This is a genomic window from Glycomyces tritici, assembly GCF_030403505.1.
In genome coordinates this window covers 56,930-75,514 of record NZ_JAUEMJ010000010.1, presented here as the reverse complement: position 1 = coordinate 75,514, position 18,585 = coordinate 56,930, and the positions used below count along the sequence as shown (strand labels likewise).

Genomic DNA, 18,585 nt, shown 5'->3' with positions numbered 1-18,585 from the left:
CGGCCGGAACCCGCGTTCCGGCCGGTGGCCGCTGTCATCCTCTCGTTCGTGCTCGCCGGGGGCCTCGGGCTCATGCTCGGCAGCGTCGTCCCGGTGCCCTCGCTGCGGATGCCGCAGTTCGGGAGCCCGTTCCACGACGACCCGTTCGCCGTCGCCGACCCCGCGGGCGGCACCTGGCTCGACCGCTCGGAGCCGACCCGCGTCGACATCGACGCGGTCGGCGTCCACGCCCCGCTCACCGCGCTCGGCCTCGACTACGAGGGGAACTTCGAGGTCCCCCGCATGTGGCGCCCCCACGAGGCGGGCTGGTTCGAGGCCGGTCCCACGCCCGGCGAGTTCGGGCCCACGGTCCTCATAGGGCACGTGGACACCGAGCGCTCCGGCCCCGCAGTGTTCTTCCCGCTCAGAGAAGTCGACAAGGGCGACCGCATCGAGGTCACCCGGGAGGACGGGATCGTCGTCGCCTTCAAGGTGACCGCGATCGAGTCCTACGCGAAGCGGCGCCTGCCGTACGAAGAGGTCTTCGGCATCGAGCCCGAGCCGGCCCTGCGCCTGATCACCTGCGGCGGCGCCTTCGACCGCGAGACCGGCGACTACACCGAGAACCTGGTGGTCTTCGCGAGCTACACCGGCCACCGCGACGCCACCGAAAAGGACCGCGAGCGCCTCCTCAACGGCCGCGACCACTTCAACGACTGAACCTCCGCACGGCTTGGAAAAACCGACCGCGGGGGCGGGACCGGGGTCTTGACCCCAACCGGTCCCGCCCCCGCGGCATTCCGGGGGGGTCGTCCGCGGGCGCGGGGTCCGGCCAGTCCAACCTGCCGGTCCGCGCCCGCGGCGCCTATGTCAGGACCCGCTCGAAAGCGGCCCTGGTCTCTTCGAAGACCTCCGCGCCCGGGCGGGCCCAGAGCGCGTCGTTGAACAGCTCGACCTCGATCGGGCCGTCGAACCCGGTCGCGTCCACCGCGTCCAGGTACCGGCGCATCTCGATGCAGCCGTCCCCGAGCTGCCCGCGCCCGGTGAGGACCCCCGCCGGGAGCGGGGTGACCCAGTCGGCGAGCTGGAACGAGGCGATGCGCCCTTCGGCGCCGGCCCGCTCGATCCCGTTCCACACCTCCGGGTCCCACCAGAGGTGGTACGTGTCGACCACGACGCCGACGGCGGCCGGGTCGAACGGCGCGGCCAGGTCGAGCGACTCCTTGAGCGTGGTCACCACGCACCGGTCGGAGGCGAACATGGGGTGCAGCGGCTCGATCGCGAGCGTCACGCCCTGCTCGAGCGCGTACGGCGCGAGCTCGGCGAGTGCGGTCTTGACGCCCTCGCGGGCGCTGTCGATGGTGCCGCCCGGCTGGATCGGGCCCGAGACGAGCACGAGCGTCGGCGCGCCGATGGCGGCGGCCTCGTCGATCGCCTTGCGGTTGTCCTCGAGGGCGGCCTCGGTCGGGTCGGTGAAGAACCCGGCCCGGCACAGGCTCGTGACGGCGACGCCGAAGTCCTCGACGAGCTTCGCGCTCGCCTCGACGCCCATCTCCTGCACCGGTTCGCGCCACAGGCCGATCCCGGAGCCGGTGCGCGCGCAGGCCTCGACGGCCTCGCGCTGGTCCCAGAACTTCGCGGTGGCGTGGTTGAAGGAGAACCGCTCCATGATGCTCATGCGAGCGTCCGCTTCGGCTGGCCCGCGACCTTGAGCAGGGCGTTGAAGCGGTCGACGGCGAGCGCTTCGTCGGGGAAGAGGTGCACTTCGAGGGCGAGGTCGACGATCTCACCGAGGTGCGTGATCGACCGGGCCGATTCCAGTCCGCCGACCATCCTGAAGTGGTCCTGGTGGCCCGAGAGCCAGGCCAGGAACACGACGCCGGTCTTGTAGTTGAACGTGGGAACCTCGAAGACCTTGCGCGCCAGCGGGACCGTGGGGTCCAGGATCGCGTGGAAGCCGGCGATGTCGCCTTCGTCCAAGCGCTGCACGGCCTTGGACGCGAGCGGCGCGAGCGGGTCGAAGATGCCCAAGAGCGCGTCGGAGTGCCCGAACTCGTCGCCGGCGATGAGGCGCGGGTAGTTGAAGTCGTCGCCGGTGTAGCAGCGGACCCCTTCGGGGAGCCTGCGGCGCACCGCGATCTCGGCTTCGGCGTCGAGGAGGCTCATCTTGATGCCGTCGATCTTCGCCGCGTTCTCGGTGATGATCTCGATGAACGTGTCCGCGGCGGCCTCGAGGTCCGAGGAGCCCCAGTAGCCTTCGAGCGACGGGTCGAACATCGGGCCGAGCCAGTGCAGGATCGCCTTGCCGCTGACCTCCGAGAGGAGCTCGGCGTAGAGCGCCTTGTAGTCGTCGGCGCTCTTCGCACTCGCGGCGAGGGCCCTGGAGCACATGAGGATCGTGCCCGCGCCGGCGTCCTCGACCACGCCGAGCTGCTCGAGGTAGGTCGCGCGGATCTCGTCCATGGTGGTCGGTGCGGCGCCGAGCTGGTCGGTGCCGACGCCGCAGGCGAGGAGGTCGTCCGGGCCGGCCGCTTCGGCGGAGCGGCGGATGAGCTGCTTGGTGGCCTCCCAGTCCAGGCCCATGCCGCGCTGGGCGGTGTCCATGGCGTCGGCGATGCCGAGGCCGAGGTCCCACAGGTGCCGGCGGTAGGCGATGGTGGCGTCCCAGTCGACCTGGGCGGGGCGGCCGGGGCCGTTGTCCGCCAAGGGGTCCGCGACCACGTGGGCCGCGGAGTAGATGACGCGTGAGGTGAACTTGCGGGTCACAGGACCAGGTCCTCCAGCTCGATGCGGCGGCCTTCGCGGGCGGACCGGTAGCCGGCCTCGGCCAGCTGCACGCCGCGGGCGGCGGCGAGGAAGTCGTGGTGCCACGGCTCGTCGTCCACGACGTGCCGCAGGAACTCCTCCCACTGGATCTTGAAGCCGTTGTCGAAGACCTCGTTGTCGGGGACCTCGTGCCACTGCTGCCGGAACGGGATCGGCTGGTCGATGTCGGGGTTCCAGACGGGCTTGGGGGTGTGGACGCGGTGCTGGGCGCGGGCCTTGCGCAGGCCGGCGATCGCGGAGCCCTCGGTGCCGTCGACGTGGAACTCGACGAGCTCCTCGCGGTCGACGCGGGTGGCCCAGGAGGAGTTCATCTGGACGACGGTGCCGTCCTGGAGTTCGAAGACCGCGTACGCCGCGTCGTCGGCGGTGGCGGCGTAGGCCTTGCCGTGCTCGTCGAAGCGCTCGGGGATGTGGGTGGTGACGTGGGCGGAGACGGACTTGACCTTGGCGAACGTCTCCTCGAAGACGTAGGACCAGTGGGGGAACATGTCGAGGACCATGCCGCCGCCGTCTTCGGCGCGGTAGTTCCAGGAGGGCCGCTGGGCCTCCTGCCAGTCGCCTTCGAAGACCCAGTAGCCGAACTCGCCGCGGACGGAGAGGACCCGGCCGAAGAAGCCGGAGTCGACCAGGCGCTTGAGCTTGCGCAGGCCGGGGAGGTACAGCTTGTCGGCGACCGCGCCGTTCTTGACGCCGGCGTCGCGCGCGGCGCGGGCCAGGGAGAGGGCGTCGTCGAGGTTCGTGGCGATGGGCTTCTCGGTGTACACGTGCTTGCCGGCCTTGATGGCCGAGTTGACGGCGGCGAGGCGGTGCTGGGTGGTGAGGGCGTCGAAGTAGACGTCGATCTTGTCGTCGCCGAGGGCCTCGTCCAGGCTGGTCGTGTACTTGTCGAGGCCGTGGCGGCCGGCGATCTCGGCGAGCTTGTCGGCGCTGCGGCCGACCAGGGTGAGCTCGGGCCAGATCACGCTGCCGTCGGCGCGCTCCACGCCGCCCTGCTCGCGGATGGCGAGGAGTGAGCGCACGAGGTGCTGCCGGTAGCCCATGCGCCCGGTCACCCCGTTGAGGGCGATGCCGACGGTGATTCTCTCTGCCATAGGGATGTGCTCCAGACCTTGCCGAACATGGCTGCGGAAGCGCTTGCCGGCCGGACGCGGAGGCACGGCCGCGGATTCGCCGCGGACTGCGCGAGATCTACGGCTCGCACGCGCCGCCGAAGACGGAGGCAAACGCTTTCTTATTTTCCTGAACTATACATCAAACGGCATCCATGTGAAAGCGGTCTCCTGACACTTTCGCCTCACGGTCGAGCCCAGCGGATTCGCCCGGGCACGCGGAAAGCCCCGGCCGGTCGGCCGGGGCTCGCCAGTAGGTCTTAGAGGTACTGCTCGCTGATGTCGGTGACTTCCTCGGCGGGCGCCCAGATCTGGTACACGCCGTTGTCGTACGGCTCGAGCCCGAGCGAGCGGGCCACGTCGCTGCGGCCGCCGCGGTACTCCAGCCGCAGCCACTCCCCCGACGCGCCGAGCACCAGGAACGGCTCGCCGCGCCAGGTGGCGACGGTGCGCACGTAGAAGAAGTCCTCGAGCTCGCCGATCGGCACGCCGCGCCGGAACCGGCCGTCGGCGACCTCGACGAACCCGTCGCCGCCCGTGGGCGAGTACAGCCGCACGTGGGCGCCGTCGGGGCTCGAGTCGTATTCGGCGCCCTTCCAGCGGGCGATGTAGCCGTCGCGCATCAGGCGTCCTTCCATTCGCGGTCGCGGGTGTCGAGCACGTGCGCGGCCCGCTCCTCGGGCTTGGGCCGCACGAGGTCGTAGTGGCCGTCGGCGTCGCCCCAGGCCTCGCCCAACGCGGAGTCGTACCCGTACGCCTCGCCCATCGGGCCGCTCGGCGCGGGCACGGCCGGCGCGGCGGGCAGCGCCGGCGTCGGCGGGGCCTCGATGGCCGCGGGGCCCTTCGCGTAGGCGCCGTCGATCGGCGTCCACTCGCGGGTGTCGGCGTCGTAGAACGCCAGTTCGGTGACCTCGCCGCGGGAGTCGATCCGGAGGATCTTCGCGCCGTGCGGGAGGCGCACCGAGTCGACCTTGTGCTCGGGGATGCGCTCGTCGCCCTCGGAGGGCGCGAACCCGTCGCCGCGGAACGGGCCGGGCTCGACGACGGTGCCGCCGCGCGCTTCGGCCGTCGCGTAGTCGTTGCCGCCCAAGGCGGTCGGGTAGAGGTCCGTGCGGTAGCCGATCCAGCGGAGCACGTGCACCGAGTCGTCGGCGGGGCTGAACTCCTCGTTCAGGCGGATGAGCCCCAGCGCCAGGTACAGCTGCGCGGGCGTGCGCAGGTGGTCCACGGCCTCGGCCGGGTGCACGAAGCCGCCGACGCGGTCGTAGCCGCGGTCGAGGTAGAACGGCACCTGCTGGTGCGGGATGGTCTTCTGCCACAGGATCGGCTGGACCTTGTGCGACGGCGATTCGGCGCGCGCGGCCGCGGCCTGGCGCTTCTCCATCTCGGTCGCGAACGCGAGCAGGTCCTTCGCCTCGGCCCACTTGATGAGCGGTTCGATCTCGGGGCCGCTCATGTTGGCGCCCACGGAGGTCCCGGGGTTGACGTACAGCGCGTAGTCCTGCGCGGGCCAGTGCTGGATGAGCCAGCCGAACGGGACGACCGTGTGCGGGGTGTCCTCGCCGGCGCGCTCGGCCATGCGCTCGATCGTGGTGTAGACGGTGATGCCGATGATGCCGTCGACGATGTCGCTGGCCCACCGGAACGCCGGGTCGCCGACGCGCAGGTGCGCGGCCTCGGGGTCGCCGATCGGCAGGATCACGCTGGCGCACAGGAGGGTCTGGAGGAACGCTGCGGTGTCGCCGGAGGAGGCGGCCTCGGCGAGCAGCGGCTCGGCCTCGTCGCCGGTGAGCTCGGTCGGCTGCCCCTGGTCCTGCGTCTGGACGCTCGGCTGCGGTTCGTCGGCGGGGCGCCGGCCGAACGCGCTCGACATGGACGCGAACGATTCGGCGGAGCGCGCGTCGGCGTCGAACGGGTCGTTGCCGAAGGCGCCGCCGCCCTGGTACGCCTGTTGCGGCGCGGCCGGGGTCGGGGCGCCGAACGCGGCGGCGCCGCCGAAGGACTCGCCGGCCGGGTACGGGGTGGGCGCGGCGTGCGGCGGGGCCGGTGCGCGGGTCGGCAGCGTCGACGGGTCGGGCTGCTGATCGCGGAGCCAGTCGGGCGCGTCGGGCCACTGGTCCTGCGGGTTCGGCTGGCTCGGCCACTGCGAGTCGCCGGGGAACGCCTGCGGGGTCGGCACGGCCGGCGGCTGCGAGTGGTGCTGCGGCTGGGAGCCGAAGCCCTGGGGCTGCGACCCGAAGCCCTGCGGCTGGGAGCCGAACTCGCGCGGCTGCGATCCGGTGCCGCGCGGCTGGGAGCCGAACCCCTGCGAGCGGGGCTGGGACTGCTCGGGCTCGGGCGGCGGCTGGGACGCGAAGGCGTGCCCGTTGAACCCGTCGGGTTCAGGGGTCTCGTCGCGCGGCGGCTGGCGCAGCGGCAGGCCCGCGGGGGTGGTGCCGCCGACGGTGGACTGCTGCTGCGCGGTGCCGTTCAGGTCCGAGGAGCGCCGCGGGGCGGGCGGCACGTCGGGCACCGGCGGGGCCGGGGGCATGAAGCTCTCGCGGCGCGGCTCGGGGGCGGGCGCCATCGGGTTCGCGAACGGGTCCGACTGCGCGGCCGCGAACGGCGACGCTTGCGCGCCAGAGGAATAGGTGTCGCCGTACGGGTCGGCGGCGGGTTCAGGGGCGGACTCGGCCGGGACCGTGGTCATGCCCTGGGCGACCTGGGTGACGAACCAGGCCGGGAGGTAGCCCTCGATCGGCAGGCCGGGGTTGACGGCGAGCCACCACTCCTCGTCGGGCCAGGCCTCGGCCAGCGCGGCGAAGGAGACGCGGCGGGAGGCGCCGGCGTTGTCGCGCAGGCACGTCTGGAGGGCGGTTTCGGAGGTGAAGGCGAGGATGTGGGTGCGGTCGTCGGTGGTCCAGGTGGCCCAGGTGTCGGCGCCGGACCCGTTCGAGTCCTCATAGGACAATGGAAGGACGAGTTCGATCTGCGCCAGGATGCGGAAGTATCCGTCCTGGTCCTCGGCCCGCAGCGCCTCGCGGAGGCGGTGCTCGATCTCGTTACTGGGTTCCCACATCGATCCCACTCAGCCCTTCCCCCCTACCGGTCTTGGATGGGGCGGTGCACGGTTGCGGCTCGCAAGCTTCGCCGTGCATGTCGAGCGAACGCGGCGTCCCCTCGCGATCGTCACCGTAACGCGAGGGCGCTGTCAAGTTTCCGTCAGTAGGGCGAGAATAACGAATTCATAAAGGAGAACGTGTGTCATTCCCACGCTGTGGGCCTGTCGCTGTGTAACGATCCGGTTCTCATGGGAGACCGCTCTGCACGCTTCGTTCTCGCCTGTCTGTGCTCGACGCTGTTGGCGCTCTTGCTCTCCGCGCACACGGGCCGGGCGTCCGCGCCCGGCGCCTGGCACCTCTCCGCGGTGCGGGCCCCGGAGGCCTGGCCGGTGGCGACGGGCGAGGGGGTCACAGTGGCGGTGATCGACTCGGGTGTGGACGCGGATCACCCGGCCCTGGAGGGGGCGGTGCTCCCCGGCCGCAGTTATGTCGACATCGACCCGGGTGCGGAGCCGCGGCTGCTGGCGTTCGGGTCGGATCCGGGGCCGGTGTACGAGCGGGCGTTCGGGCAGGCCGACCCGGTGGGGCACGGTACGGCCGTGGCGGGGCTGATCGCGGGGAGCGCGGAGTCGCGGCACCCGGGGATCGCCCCGGACGCGGCGATCCTGCCGGTGCGGGTCCTGGACGACGAGAACCGGTACCACGATTCGGCGATGGTGGGCGCGGCGGTCGAGTGGGCGGTCGACAACGGTGCGGACATCGTGAACCTGTCCCTGGGGGGCCATTACGACTCGCCGCCGTTCGCGGAGGCGATCGCGTACGCGGAGCGGCATGACGTGCTGATCGTGGCGTGCACGGGGAACCAGCACGAGGACGCGCCGGACGAGGACGTGTGGTTCCCGGCGCGGGTCTCGGACGTGCTGGCGGTGACGGGCTCGGACCAGCACGGCGACCGGTGGCGGACGGCGGTCACGGGCGGGGAGACGGACCTGGCGGCGCCGGGCGTGGATCTGCACGCGGCGAAACCGGGCGGCGGGTACAAGACGGTGACGGGGACCTCGTTCGCTTCGGCGGTGGTGTCGGGGGCGGCGGCGGTGGTGCGTTCGGCGCATCCGGAGTGGAGCGCCGACCAGGTGCGGCGGGCGCTCACGGAGACGGCGTCCGCGGGCGGGCCGGGCCTGGGCGAGGGGATCGTGGACGTGGCCGCGGCGGTGGCGGCGGAGGTGCTGCCGCGGGCGGCGGCGCCGGTCGAGGCCGGGATCTCACCGGTGTGGAGTGCGGCGGCGACGGCGGCCGGGGGCGGCCTGATCGGGGTGTCCGCGCTGGTGCTGCGGGGCGGGCGCGGCGTGCGGCGAGGCGGTCGGCTGCCCGGGCGCCCGCGTACGATGGCGGGGTGACCGCCGCCGACGCCCGGAAGGGCACTGAAAGCGAGCTGGCCAAGAAGCGCCGGGCCCGCGTCATCGACCGCCTCCTCGCTGCGGCCCACCCGGACGCGCATTGCGAGCTGGACTACACGAATCCGCTGGAGCTGGCGGTGGCGACGATCCTGTCGGCGCAGTGCACGGACGTGCGGGTCAACCTGACGACGCCGGCGCTGTTCAAGAAGTACCGCTCCGCGGAGGACTACGCGGAGGCGAATCCCGAAGAGGTCGAGGCGATCATCCGGCCCACGGGTTTCTACCGCAACAAGGCGAAGTCGATCATGGGCCTGGGGAAGGCCCTGGTCGAGCATCACGGCGGGAGGCTCCCGGAGGACATGGAGTCCCTGGTGAAGCTGCCGGGCATCGGCCGCAAGACGGCGAACGTCATCCGCGGCAACGCGTTCGGCGTTCCGGGGATCACCGTGGACACGCACATGATCCGGATCACGAACCGGCTCGGACTGGTCGCGGGCAAGGACCCGGTGAAGCTCGAGTTCGAGTTGCAGAAGCTCATCGACCACCGAGAGTGGACGATGTTCTCGCACCGGATCATCTTCCACGGCCGCCGCGTCTGCATCGCGCGCAAGCCCGCGTGCGGGGCGTGCACGCTCGCGAAGCAGTGCCCGTCGTACGGCGAGGGCCCCACGGACCCGGCCGAGGCGGCGAAACTCCTCAAGGGCGACAACGTCGACGAGCTGATTCGTCTCGCGGGCGTCGAGAACGCGGTGAGCGCGTGAAGCGGGTCCTGACGGCTGCCGCCGCACTCTGCTTCTTGGCGGCCTGCACGAGCGAGTCCCCGGAGCCGGGCGTCTCGGTCCCCGACGAGGGCGAGCCGACCTGGTCGGTCGCCTGCGCCTCCGGTTCGGCGCCGATCGAGGGGGTCGGCGACCTGGAGCTGGACTGCCTCGGCGACGAGGCGGCGACGTCGGTCGGCCCCGGCGGGAAGCCGATGGTCGTGGTCCTGTGGGCGAGCTGGTGCGGGCCGTGCCAGGCGGAGGCGCCGGAGGTCGAGGCGTTCTACCAGGCGTACGGCGACCAGGTCGACGTGCTGGGGGTGGACACGGCCGATGCGCGGGACGTCGGGCGCTCGTTCGCCGAGGGGTTCGGGATGACCTTCCCTTCGGTGTTCGATCCCGATGAGGCCGTGCGGATCGGGCTCGGTGTGCCGGGCCTGCCGGGCATGGCCTACGTGCGCACGGACGGCACCGTGGCCGCGCTCGTGGCCGAACCGGGCGTCACCACCGAGTCGATGGTCGAGACCGCCGAGTCGGCGTTCGGTCTGGAGCTTTCATGAGCGATCCCCGCCCCGACTGGTGGCCGCCGCTGCTGAAGGCCGCGGCCGAGGCCGAGCCGCCCTCGGTCATGCGGGTGATCGCCGATCACCTGCAGCCGTACGAGGAGGCCGACGCCCGGACCGCTTCGGTCCTGGTGCTGCTCAAGGACGGCGACGAGGGCCCCTCGGTGCTCCTGCAGCAGCGCGCCGCGACCCTGCGCCACCACCCGGGCGAGGTCGCGTTCCCCGGCGGCGGCACCGAACCCGGTGACGCCGACGCCGCGGCGACCGCGCTGCGCGAGGCCGCCGAAGAGCTCGCGGTCGACCCGGCATCGGTGTCCGTCGGCCGGTCGCTCCCGAAACTGTGGATCCCGGTGTCCGGCTTCGCGGTCACGCCCGTGCTGGCCCTGTGGAAGCGCCCGCACCTCGTCGCGCCGCAGGCGGCCTCCGAAGTGGCCGCCGCGCACCAGGTGCCGCTGCCGCTCCTGGCCGACCCGGCCTCCCGTGGCACCGTCAGATTCCCGTCCGGCCGCAGCGGCCCCGGCTTCGAGATCGAAGGCGTGCCCTTGATTTGGGGCTTCACCGCCGGGGTACTGTCGTGGCTGCTGGACCTGGGCGGCTGGGCCCGCCCCTGGGACGCCGAACGGACGATGGAGCTCGAACGGCACTGAACGGAGGGCGCATGGAGCCGACCACTGCCGGACTCCTCGTCGACGTCGTGATCGTGCTGCTGGCGCTCCTGTTCGCCATCAACGGCTACCGCGAGGGCTTCATCGCCTCCGCGACCACGTTCTTCGGCTTCCTCGGCGGAGCGATCCTCGGCACGCAGCTCGCGCCGTTCGCCGCCGACTTCTACACCGAGGCGCTCGCGAAGCTCATCGCCTCGCTCCTGGTCGTCTTCGCACTCGCCTTGGGCGGCATGGCCATCGCCACCTCCATCGGGTACAAGCTCCGCCGGCGGCTGCGCCGGGACGGCTCCAAGCGCCTCGACCACCTCGCGGGCCCGCTCGTCTCCGTCGCCGCGGTGCTCCTGGTCACCTGGGTCGCGGCCGCGCCGCTCGCGAACTCCTCGATGCCCGCGGTCGCCTCCGCCGTCCGCAACTCGAGCCTCCTCACCGGCATCGACGAGCACATGCCCGAGGCGGTCAAGGGCGTCTACGAGTCGATGCGCGAATCGCTCAACACCTCCGGGATGCCGGACGTGTTCTCCGGGCTCGACCCGACCGAGGCCCGCGACGTCGACCCGCCCGACCCCGAGCTCGCCGCCTCCAGCGTGGTCGTCAACGCCGAGGACTCGGTCCTCAAGGTCCACGGCTCGGCCCCCTCCTGCGACCGCCAGATCGAGGGCTCCAGCTTCGTCTACGCCGACGGCCTCGTGGCCACGAACGCGCACGTCGTCGCCGGCACCGAGCAGGTGCAGGTCGAATCCGACGGCGACCTGTACGACGCCGAGGTCATCGTGTTCGAGCCCGAGAAGGACCTCGCGATCCTCAGCGTCCCCGACCTCGACGCCGCACCGCTCCCGCTCCAGTCCGACACCGCCGCCTCCGGCGACGACGCGATCGTCCTCGGCTACCCCGGCGGCGGCCCCTACACCGCGACCGCCGCCCGCATCCGCGAGGCGCGCATCGTCACCGGCCCCGACATCTACGACGACGGCACGGTCACCCGCGAGGTCTACCAGCTCTACGCGCGGATCATCGGCGGCAATTCCGGCGGCCCCCTGCTCAACCCGCACGGCGAGGTGATCGGAGTCATCTTCGCCGCCGCCATCGACGACCCGGAGACCGGATACGCGCTCACCATGGACGAGTCCGCGCCTGTCCTGGACGCGGGGCGCACCGCTTCGGGCCCCGTCGGCACCGGATCTTGTACGTGATCTGTGGGTTCCTGTGGGAATACGCCATTGCCTGATACTGGGCGTGGCGTCACATTGCAGGTAGGCTGTACCGGTCGCTGTCGACGCTTTCCGTTTTCCGGAACGTACACCCTGCTGAGACGGCGTGGTGAGTCTCTCGCGGTGACGCTCGGAACCGACGGAACGCATTCATTCGGATACGAATGTCGATTCCGGCGTCTACGTGCGCATGTGGATTTACGGGGGTCTCGCTCCCGCAATGCGGACAAGAGGCATAGACTCAGTACTTGCACTAGCGGTGCGTTGAAGAAAGGTGCGAACGGACATGGAAGATGTATTGGCCAGGGCCGCCCTGTTCAAGGGCGTAGATCCCGAAGCTGTCGAGTCGCTCATCAAAGAGATGGAGTACGTCGACGTCAACAAGGGCCAGACCGTCTTCACCGAGAACGAGCCGGGTGACAGTCTCTACATCGTCATGTCCGGGAAGGTGAAGCTGGGGCGTCGCTCTGCCGACGGCCGCCAGAACCTGATCGCGGTCATGGGCCCGTCCGACATGGTCGGCGAGCTCGCGCTGTTCGACCCCGGTCCCCGCACCGCCACCGCCACCGCTCTGACCGACACCCGCATGGCCCGCCTGTCGAAGACGGCGCTGCGCCCTTGGCTGGCCAACCGGCCCGAGATCGCCGAGCAGCTGCTGCGCGTGATAGCACGCCGGCTGCGTCGCACGAACGACTCGATGGCGGACCTCATCTTCACCGACGTCCCCGGTCGTGTCGCGAAGGCCCTCCTGCACATGGCGAGCCGCTTCGGCACCCGCGACGGCGGCGTCCTGCGCGTCACCCACGACCTGACGCAGGAGGAGCTCGCCCAGCTGGTCGGCGCCTCCCGCGAGACCGTGAACAAGGCCCTCGCCGACTTCGCCGGCCGCGGCTGGCTGCGCCTGGACGGCAAGAGCGTCATCATCATGGACCCCGAGCGGTTGGCTCGGCGCGCCCGCGTGTAACGCTCACGTGTGAACTTGCAGGCCCCCGGCATCGCCGGGGGCCTTCTTCATTCCCCGGTCAGTGCCGGTGATCACCCCGTCCCCCGCCCTTGGGCGATTCGACGTTCGCACCCGCGTCCGTCTAGACTTCCGGTAACCATCCCGGAGTCTGCTGAAGGAGCGTTGTGGCAGGGCAACTGAACGTCGAAGTCGTAGCAGTCGACTCGAAAGTGTGGTCCGGAGCGGCCAAGGCCGTGTACGCGCGCACCACTGAAGGCGAACTGGGAATCCTCCCGAACCACCAACCCCTGCTGGGCGAGCTGCGGGTCGACAGCACCGTGAGGGTGCAGCCGGTCGACGGCGGCGAACTGGCCTGGCAGATCGAGGGCGGCTTCCTGTCGGTGACCACCGACGGGGTCACCATCCTCGCCGAGACCGCCGAGGCGGTCGCCCCCGCTTCGGCATAGTCATGCTGAAGGCACTGCTCGTCGTCGCCGCACTGGCGGCGGCCGTCGCGGTGTTCTTGGTGCTGACCTACGTCCGCCGCTCCTTCCTGTCCCGCTCGGGCTCGGTCGCCATGGCGGCCAGGCTCTCCCGGCACATGGAGGGGCGCGGCTGGGCCCCCGGCTTCGCCGTCTACGAGAGCGGCACGCTCCGCTGGTACCGGATGTTCTCCCTCGCGTTCGGCCCCCGCTACTCGCTCCTGCGCCACGACGTCCAGGTCTCCGAGCGCCGCAAGCCGGTCGGGCCCGAAGCCCAGATCTTCCCCCCCGAAGTCGCGATCCTGCGATGCAAGAGCGCCACAGGCGAAGTGGAGCTCGCGATGACCACCTCGGCCGTCACCGGCTTCCTCTCCTGGCTCGAGGCCGCCCCACCAGGGGCGGAGTTCTACTCGGGCCGCGACTGACCCGCGCCTCCTCCCCACAACGGAGGAGGCGCTTCGCCGTCGCGTCCTCCTTGCGGCCCATGCGAACTTCAGCCGTTTCGGGGTGGACCCGCCCGATTCGGGCCGATACCGTGGCGGCATGCGCACTCACCTCCCCCTGGCGGGCGCACTCGCGCTCGCGATCATCGCCACCCCCGGCGCCGCGGGCGCCGCACCCACCGGCCTCGATGAGGACCTGCTCGACCGGAAGCTCGAAGCGCTCCACGACGTCGCCGACCACTCCGTCACCGCCGAAGTCCGCCTCGGCGACGACACCTGGGCCGAGACCGCCGGCACCCGCCGCATCGACGGCGGCGGCGGGCAGGTCGACGAGGACGACCGCGTCCGCATCGCCAGCCTCACCAAGTCCATGGTCGCGACCGTGCTCCTCCAGCTCCAGGACGAAGGCGACGTCGACCTCGACCGGCCCCTCAGCGACTACCTCCCCGGCCTCCTCCCCTACGAGCAGGAGCCCACGGTCCGGCAGGTCATGCAGCACACCAGCGGCATGTTCGAGTACTTCTACTACCTGTACGTCTCGCTGTGGGAAGGCGACCCCGCCGACTTCTACGCGAACTACCGGACCCATTACAGCCCAGAGGAACTCGTCGAGATCGGCACCCAGGACCCGCTGCTGTTCGAACCCGGCACGAACTGGTCGTACTCCAACACCGGGTACATCGCGCTCGGCCTCCTCATCGAGGAGCTCACCGGCGACGACCTCCACGAGGTCCTCGACGACCGGGTCTTCGACCCCGCCGACCTGGACGACACGTACCTCCCGAAGGACGACACCTCCGGCATCCGCGGCGCGAACCCGGTCCCGTACCTGACCACCGGCGACCCGCGACACCCCTACTTCGACACCACGAAGCTCTCCAACAACCAGTTCTGGGCCGCGGGCGGCGTCATGTCCACCATGGAGGACGTCAACGACTTCTACGACGCCCTCACCGACGGCACCCTCCTGGACGACGCCGCACTGGCCGAGATGAGCCAGTACGTCGAGACCGGTGACGGCACCGTCTACGGCCTCGGCCTCATCGGGCTCCCGCTCACCTGCCCCGGCGCGTCCGAGCAGGAGGTCTTCCTCGGCCACACCGGCGGCGGCCTCGGCCACCAGACCTACTCGTTCCACTCCGCCGACGGGGAACGGCAGGCGACGTTCACCTGGAACATCGACGACCGGCACGGCGCCGCCGACCCGGCCGAACTGAACTGGGCCCTCAGCGCCCTGCTCATCGCCGGCCTCTGCGGCGCCGACATCGGCGACATGCCCGCCGGCGCGGACCAGCGGGCCCAGGCCGCGCCGCTGATCCCGGCCGTCGAAGACCTGCTGCTCCTCGGCTGACCCGACGCGAGAGGCCCGCGGGAGTCGCCTCCCGCGGGCCTCTCTTCGCACGCCTAAGCGACCGGCTCGAGCGCCTTCGTGAACAGCGTCCCGCCGTCGAGGTCCTTGAGCGACACCGTGAACACCTCCGTCTCGGCGTCGATCGCGACCTCGCCGAAGAACTGGAAGCCCTGCGCCGGCGACGTGTTCGCCGCCGGAGGCGCCTGCACGAACACCGCCTCGGGCCCGAACGTCGCATCGAGCTTGTTGGGCCCGAACGCGCCCGCGTTCAACGGCCCGGACACGAACTCCCAGAACGGGTCGAAGTCCTGGAACACCGCCCGGTCCGGGCTGTAGTGGTGCGCCGCGGTGTAGTGCACGTCCGCGGTCAGCCACACCAGGTTCCTCACGCCCTCGCGCTTCGCGAACGAGAGCAGCCCCGCGATCTCGCCCTCGCGCCCGCCCGGCGCGCCCCCGGCGCCGTTCGAGACCCCTTCCTGCGCACCGGTGCCGTCGCCCACGACCAGACCGATCGGCAGGTCCGCCGCGATCACCTTCCAGGTGGCCTTCGAGCGGCGCAGCTCCCGCTTGAGCCACTCCAGCTGCACCTCGCCCAGCACGGTCCCGGTCGGGCCGTCCGCGTCCGGGTTGGGGCTCTTGAAGGTCCGCATGTCCAGCACGAACACGTCCAGCAGCGGGCCGTACGCGAGCTTCCGGTAGATCCGGCCCGCGGCGTCGAAGCCGCCCGGCGTGAACTCCGCGAAGGCCTGCCGGGCCCGCGCGGCGAGCACGTCCACGTTCTTCTCGGTGTACTGCGGCAGGTCGAGGATCTCGCCGGGGTACCAGTTGTTGGTGACCTCGTGGTCGTCCCACTGGTTCACCATCGGCACGGCCGCCAGGTACGCCCGCAGGTTCTCGTCCAAGAGGTTGTACTTGAACTGGCCCCGGTACTCCTCGAGCGTCTCGGCGACCTTCAGCTTCTCGTCGACGAGCGTGTTCTTCCACGTCGTGCCGTCCGGCAGCGCCACCGACTCCGCGAGCGGGCCGTCGCTGTACACGAAGTCGCCCGAGCACAGGAAGAAGTCCGGTTCGGCGTCGGCCATGGCCTGGAAGATCCGGTACCCGCCGAAGTCCGGGTTGATCCCCCAGCCCTGCCCGGCGAGGTCGCCCGACCACTGGAACCTGATGTCCGCCGGTTCGCATGCGGCCGTGGTGAACGAGCCCTCCAGCGCCTCGGACCGCCGCTCGCCCTCGGCGTGGATCCGGTAGTGGTACCGCTGCCCGGGGCGCAGGCCCTTGAGCCGCACCTTCCCGGTGAAGTCGGTGTCGGCGGTGAGCGACGGGCCGCCGATCTGGCGGGCGTGCTTGAAATCGGGGCGCGTCGCGATCTCCACGCGCATGCGCGAACCGCGGTCGGCGCGGGTCCACAGGACCGCGCCTTGCGCGGTCACGTCTCCGGACTGGACGCCGTGGGTGAGCTTGGGGCGCGAGGACGCGTACGAGATCCCGGGGGTCCCGAGCAGGACCGCGCCGCCGGCTCCGGCGGCCAGCAGCCGCCGACGAGCAATCTGCACTGTTGTCTCCAATGGCTTGGGAATCGGGGTGAACAGCCCTCACCCTCCCAGCCGAGGTCGACGCGCCGGTGGCCGCGACGTGAACAAACGGGCCCCGCGCTCCGGCCGGCCGGGGGCCGTGGTGTTGCCGGAGCGCGGGGCCCGTCTTCCTGGAGTGGGGTCCTTGTCCGTTCAGGCGCCGAGGCGCGACTCTACTCAGGTTCCCGCGCCGAGGCGCGGGAATGGCTTGGTGGAGAACACGACTTCCACGGGCACCTCGAAGTACTCGGCGAGCTTCAGGGCGAGGTGGAGGCTCGGGCTGTATTCGCCGCGTTCGAGGTAGCCGACGGTCTGGTAGTGGACGCCGAGGGCGTCGGCCAGCTGCCGCCGCGAGACGCCCCGTTCGGCGCGCAGCATCGCGATGCGGTTGTAGACCTCGTCCCCGGCCACGCCTCGATCACCAGTCCCTCTGCATGTCGGCGCGGCGCGCCGCCACGGCCGAACCCGATTCGCGCCGCGACATCCGCCGCAGCAGCCTGGGCGCCAACGCCATCGAGGCCACCGCCCACAACGCGAGCACGGCGAACATGGTAACGGTGCGCCATTCGCCGCCGATCTCCACGGCCGCCATCGCGTCCGGCAGCAGCGCGTGCCGCATGCCCAGGCCCATCCAGTAGATCGGGAAGACCTGCCCGACGCCCTGCAGCCAGCCCGGCAGGGCCGTGATCGGGTAGAAGATCCCGGAGATCGCGATCAGGCCCATGATGGGGAGCATGATGAGGCCCATGTTCCGCGGGTTGTCGAGGAGCGCCCCGATGACCGCGCCGATCGGCAGCGCCGCGATGAGCCCCATGAGCAGCACGGCGACGAACATCAGCCACCGGTCGGGGGTCCCGAACTCGAGGCCGTCGAACAGCGGCAGGCCCACGGCGAGGAGCACCACGACCGTGACGCAGATGAACAGCGCCGTGGAGACCAGGTGCCCGACGAGGTAGCCGGTCATGCCGCCGGGCATGGACTTGGCGCGCAGGAGCGTGCCGTTGGTGCGGTCCATCGCGAGCGCGCCGACCATCGCGGTGATGCCGCCGAAGACGACGTTCATGCCGATGAGGCTCGGCATGTTCATGGAGCCCAAGGAGACCGGTGCGCCCTCGAATTCGGCGCGCTGCATGAACAGGAGCACGACGATCGCGATCCCGGTGGGCATGATGAAGCCCATCAGGTCCCCCGGGGAGGTGAGCGAGATCTTCGTCTCGATCAAGCCCCGCTTCCAACCGGTGCGGTACTCGTGGAGGGTGTTGGTGCTCATCGAGTGGCCTCCTTGAAGGTGTCGACGGCGGTCGCGGCCTCGCCGGCCTCGAACTCGGCGACCAGCTCCAGGTAGGCGTCCTCGAGGCTGGCGCGGCGGATCTCGAGGTCGGTGACCCGGCCGTCGTCGGTGGCGAGGAGCTTGCGCACGAAGTCGGTGGCGTCCTCGGTGGCGTGGATCTGGAGCTGCCCGTCCTGGACCCACTTCACCTCGGCGGTGGTCGCGGCGGCGCGGGCGAGCTGGTCGGGCGAGCCGTCGGCGATGATGCGCCCGCCCGCGAGGATGAGGATCCGCTCGGCCAGCTTCTCGGCCTCGTCGAGGTCGTGGGTGGTGAGCAGGATCGTGGTGCCGTCGAGGTCGGTGAGCCGGTGGATGAGCTCGTGGAACTCCCGGCGGGCGTGCGGGTCGAACCCGGTCGTGGGCTCGTCGAGGAACAGCAGGGACGGGCGGCCGATGATGCCGAGGGCCACGTCGAGGCGGCGGCGCTGGCCGCCCGAGAGGGTCCGTACGCGCTGCCCGGACTGGGCGGCGAGGCCGACCATCTCGAGCAGCTCGTCGGCACCCCAGGGCTCGGCGTACGGCCGGTAGTACTCGGCGAAGTGCGCGACGATGTCGCGCACCTTCCACTTGCCGTTGTCCCGCCATTCCTGGAGGACGACGCCGAGCTGGGCGCGCCAGGCCTCGCCGCCGTTCGCGGGGTCGACGCCGAGGACCGAGACGCGCCCGTCCGAGCGGGCGCGGAAGCCTTCGAGGATCTCGATGGTGGTGGTCTTGCCCGCCCCGTTGGGGCCGAGGAGGGCGGTGACCCCGCCGGGCTCGATCTCGAGGTCGAGCCCGGTGAGCACGTCCTTGTCGCCGTAACGCATCCGGAGGTCGGATACGGCGATGGCGGGCCCGTCGTGAGCCGGGGGGTGTCCCATGGTTCATCTCCGCAGTATCAGTTCGCTAATCGATAGCATACATACTACATCTTGGCGTA

At 71.1% G+C, this 18,585-nt stretch carries 19 protein-coding genes; 10 read left to right on the top strand and 9 right to left on the bottom strand.

What is annotated here, in order from left to right; all coding sequences use genetic code 11:
- Positions 1–24 precede the first annotated feature (24 nt).
- Entirely contained in the window at positions 25–699 is a 675-nt protein-coding gene (locus QWI33_RS24400) for a class F sortase (RefSeq protein WP_289957838.1), read from the top strand.
- A 145-nt stretch (positions 700–844) separates the two neighbouring features.
- Here the strand turns inward: QWI33_RS24400 and QWI33_RS24395 are convergent, their stop codons facing one another.
- The 5 genes from QWI33_RS24395 to QWI33_RS24375 all read right to left on the bottom strand — a co-directional run bounded on the left by QWI33_RS24395 (position 845) and on the right by QWI33_RS24375 (position 6,972).
- The gene (locus QWI33_RS24395; protein WP_353895481.1) at positions 845–1,648 is read right to left on the bottom strand and encodes a sugar phosphate isomerase/epimerase family protein; all 804 of its coding nucleotides are present in this window, start codon (positions 1,646–1,648) and stop codon (positions 845–847) included.
- Positions 1,649–1,653: 5 nt separating this feature from the next.
- Entirely contained in the window at positions 1,654–2,745 is a 1,092-nt protein-coding gene (locus tag QWI33_RS24390) for a dihydrodipicolinate synthase family protein (RefSeq protein ID WP_289957841.1), read from the bottom strand.
- Positions 2,742–3,896, bottom strand: coding sequence for a Gfo/Idh/MocA family protein (locus tag QWI33_RS24385; protein WP_289957842.1), 1,155 nt, complete (start codon positions 3,894–3,896; stop codon positions 2,742–2,744). Before QWI33_RS24385 ends, QWI33_RS24390 begins: the two co-directional genes overlap by 4 nt.
- 278 nt (positions 3,897–4,174) lie before the next feature.
- Complete coding sequence (locus QWI33_RS24380) at positions 4,175–4,540, bottom strand: UCP033725 family protein (RefSeq protein WP_344473611.1); 366 nt, start codon at positions 4,538–4,540, stop codon at positions 4,175–4,177.
- Positions 4,537–6,972 carry an SseB family protein gene (locus tag QWI33_RS24375; RefSeq protein ID WP_289957843.1) on the bottom strand — a complete coding sequence of 812 codons (2,436 nt, stop codon included), beginning with the start codon at positions 6,970–6,972 and terminating at the stop codon, positions 4,537–4,539. The genes QWI33_RS24380 and QWI33_RS24375 overlap by 4 nt, the downstream gene beginning before the upstream one ends.
- 282 nt (positions 6,973–7,254) lie before the next feature.
- On the opposite strand from QWI33_RS24375, the gene QWI33_RS24370 reads away from it, so the two are divergent.
- From QWI33_RS24370 to QWI33_RS24330, 9 genes are all read left to right on the top strand, one after another.
- Positions 7,255–8,352, top strand: coding sequence for a S8 family serine peptidase (locus QWI33_RS24370; protein ID WP_289957844.1), 1,098 nt, complete (start codon positions 7,255–7,257; stop codon positions 8,350–8,352).
- Entirely contained in the window at positions 8,349–9,113 is a 765-nt protein-coding gene (gene nth, locus QWI33_RS24365) for an endonuclease III (RefSeq protein WP_289957845.1), read from the top strand. Before QWI33_RS24370 ends, nth begins: the two co-directional genes overlap by 4 nt.
- On the top strand, positions 9,110–9,670 hold the full coding sequence (locus tag QWI33_RS24360; protein WP_289957846.1) for a TlpA family protein disulfide reductase: 561 nt from the start codon (positions 9,110–9,112) through the stop codon (positions 9,668–9,670). The genes nth and QWI33_RS24360 overlap by 4 nt, the downstream gene beginning before the upstream one ends.
- Complete coding sequence (locus tag QWI33_RS24355) at positions 9,667–10,320, top strand: NUDIX hydrolase (RefSeq protein WP_289957847.1); 654 nt, start codon at positions 9,667–9,669, stop codon at positions 10,318–10,320. Before QWI33_RS24360 ends, QWI33_RS24355 begins: the two co-directional genes overlap by 4 nt.
- 11 nt (positions 10,321–10,331) lie before the next feature.
- Positions 10,332–11,528: a MarP family serine protease gene (locus tag QWI33_RS24350; protein ID WP_289957848.1), complete on the top strand. Its 1,197-nt coding sequence runs from the start codon at positions 10,332–10,334 to the stop codon at positions 11,526–11,528.
- Between the two features lie 304 nt (positions 11,529–11,832).
- Positions 11,833–12,510, top strand: a complete 678-nt coding sequence (locus QWI33_RS24345; RefSeq protein ID WP_026924818.1) for a Crp/Fnr family transcriptional regulator — start codon at positions 11,833–11,835, stop codon at positions 12,508–12,510.
- A gap of 164 nt (positions 12,511–12,674) precedes the next feature.
- Entirely contained in the window at positions 12,675–12,956 is a 282-nt protein-coding gene (locus tag QWI33_RS24340) for a F0F1 ATP synthase subunit epsilon (protein ID WP_289957849.1), read from the top strand.
- Positions 12,957–12,958: 2 nt separating this feature from the next.
- On the top strand, positions 12,959–13,396 hold the full coding sequence (locus QWI33_RS24335; protein WP_270116170.1) for a DUF2550 domain-containing protein: 438 nt from the start codon (positions 12,959–12,961) through the stop codon (positions 13,394–13,396).
- 118 nt (positions 13,397–13,514) lie between these two features.
- Entirely contained in the window at positions 13,515–14,765 is a 1,251-nt protein-coding gene (locus QWI33_RS24330; protein ID WP_289957850.1) for a serine hydrolase domain-containing protein, read from the top strand.
- A 53-nt stretch (positions 14,766–14,818) separates the two neighbouring features.
- Here QWI33_RS24330 and QWI33_RS24325 read toward each other — a convergent pair whose 3' ends face one another.
- The 4 genes from QWI33_RS24325 to QWI33_RS24310 all read right to left on the bottom strand — a co-directional run bounded on the left by QWI33_RS24325 (position 14,819) and on the right by QWI33_RS24310 (position 18,526).
- Complete coding sequence (locus QWI33_RS24325) at positions 14,819–16,318, bottom strand: alkaline phosphatase D family protein (protein WP_289957851.1); 1,500 nt, start codon at positions 16,316–16,318, stop codon at positions 14,819–14,821.
- Positions 16,319–16,513: 195 nt separating this feature from the next.
- Positions 16,514–16,714, bottom strand: coding sequence for a helix-turn-helix transcriptional regulator (locus QWI33_RS24320; protein ID WP_353895483.1), 201 nt, complete (start codon positions 16,712–16,714; stop codon positions 16,514–16,516).
- Positions 16,715–16,754: 40 nt separating this feature from the next.
- Entirely contained in the window at positions 16,755–17,606 is an 852-nt protein-coding gene (locus QWI33_RS24315) for an ABC transporter permease (protein WP_289957853.1), read from the bottom strand.
- A complete protein-coding gene (locus QWI33_RS24310; protein WP_289957854.1) occupies positions 17,603–18,526 on the bottom strand; it encodes an ABC transporter ATP-binding protein in 924 nt (307 codons plus the stop codon). Before QWI33_RS24310 ends, QWI33_RS24315 begins: the two co-directional genes overlap by 4 nt.
- Between the last annotated feature and the right edge of the window lie 59 nt (positions 18,527–18,585).

Excerpts from the sequence above, each read along its gene's own strand:
- QWI33_RS24335 (WP_270116170.1), top strand. The coding sequence starts at position 12,959 with ATGCTGAAGGCACTGCTCGTCGTCGCCGCACTGGCGGCGGCCGTCGCG.
- QWI33_RS24330 (WP_289957850.1), top strand. The coding sequence starts at position 13,515 with ATGCGCACTCACCTCCCCCTGGCGGGCGCACTCGCGCTCGCGATCATC.
- QWI33_RS24350 (WP_289957848.1), top strand. The coding sequence starts at position 10,332 with ATGGAGCCGACCACTGCCGGACTCCTCGTCGACGTCGTGATCGTGCTG.
- QWI33_RS24310 (WP_289957854.1), bottom strand. The coding sequence starts at position 18,526 with ATGGGACACCCCCCGGCTCACGACGGGCCCGCCATCGCCGTATCCGAC.
- QWI33_RS24320 (WP_353895483.1), bottom strand. The coding sequence starts at position 16,714 with ATGCTGCGCGCCGAACGGGGCGTCTCGCGGCGGCAGCTGGCCGACGCC.
- QWI33_RS24385 (WP_289957842.1), bottom strand. The coding sequence starts at position 3,896 with ATGGCAGAGAGAATCACCGTCGGCATCGCCCTCAACGGGGTGACCGGG.
- QWI33_RS24375 (WP_289957843.1), bottom strand. The coding sequence starts at position 6,972 with ATGTGGGAACCCAGTAACGAGATCGAGCACCGCCTCCGCGAGGCGCTG.
- QWI33_RS24355 (WP_289957847.1), top strand. The coding sequence starts at position 9,667 with ATGAGCGATCCCCGCCCCGACTGGTGGCCGCCGCTGCTGAAGGCCGCG.
- QWI33_RS24315 (WP_289957853.1), bottom strand. The coding sequence starts at position 17,606 with ATGAGCACCAACACCCTCCACGAGTACCGCACCGGTTGGAAGCGGGGC.
- QWI33_RS24345 (WP_026924818.1), top strand. The coding sequence starts at position 11,833 with ATGGAAGATGTATTGGCCAGGGCCGCCCTGTTCAAGGGCGTAGATCCC.
- QWI33_RS24395 (WP_353895481.1), bottom strand. The coding sequence starts at position 1,648 with ATGGAGCGGTTCTCCTTCAACCACGCCACCGCGAAGTTCTGGGACCAG.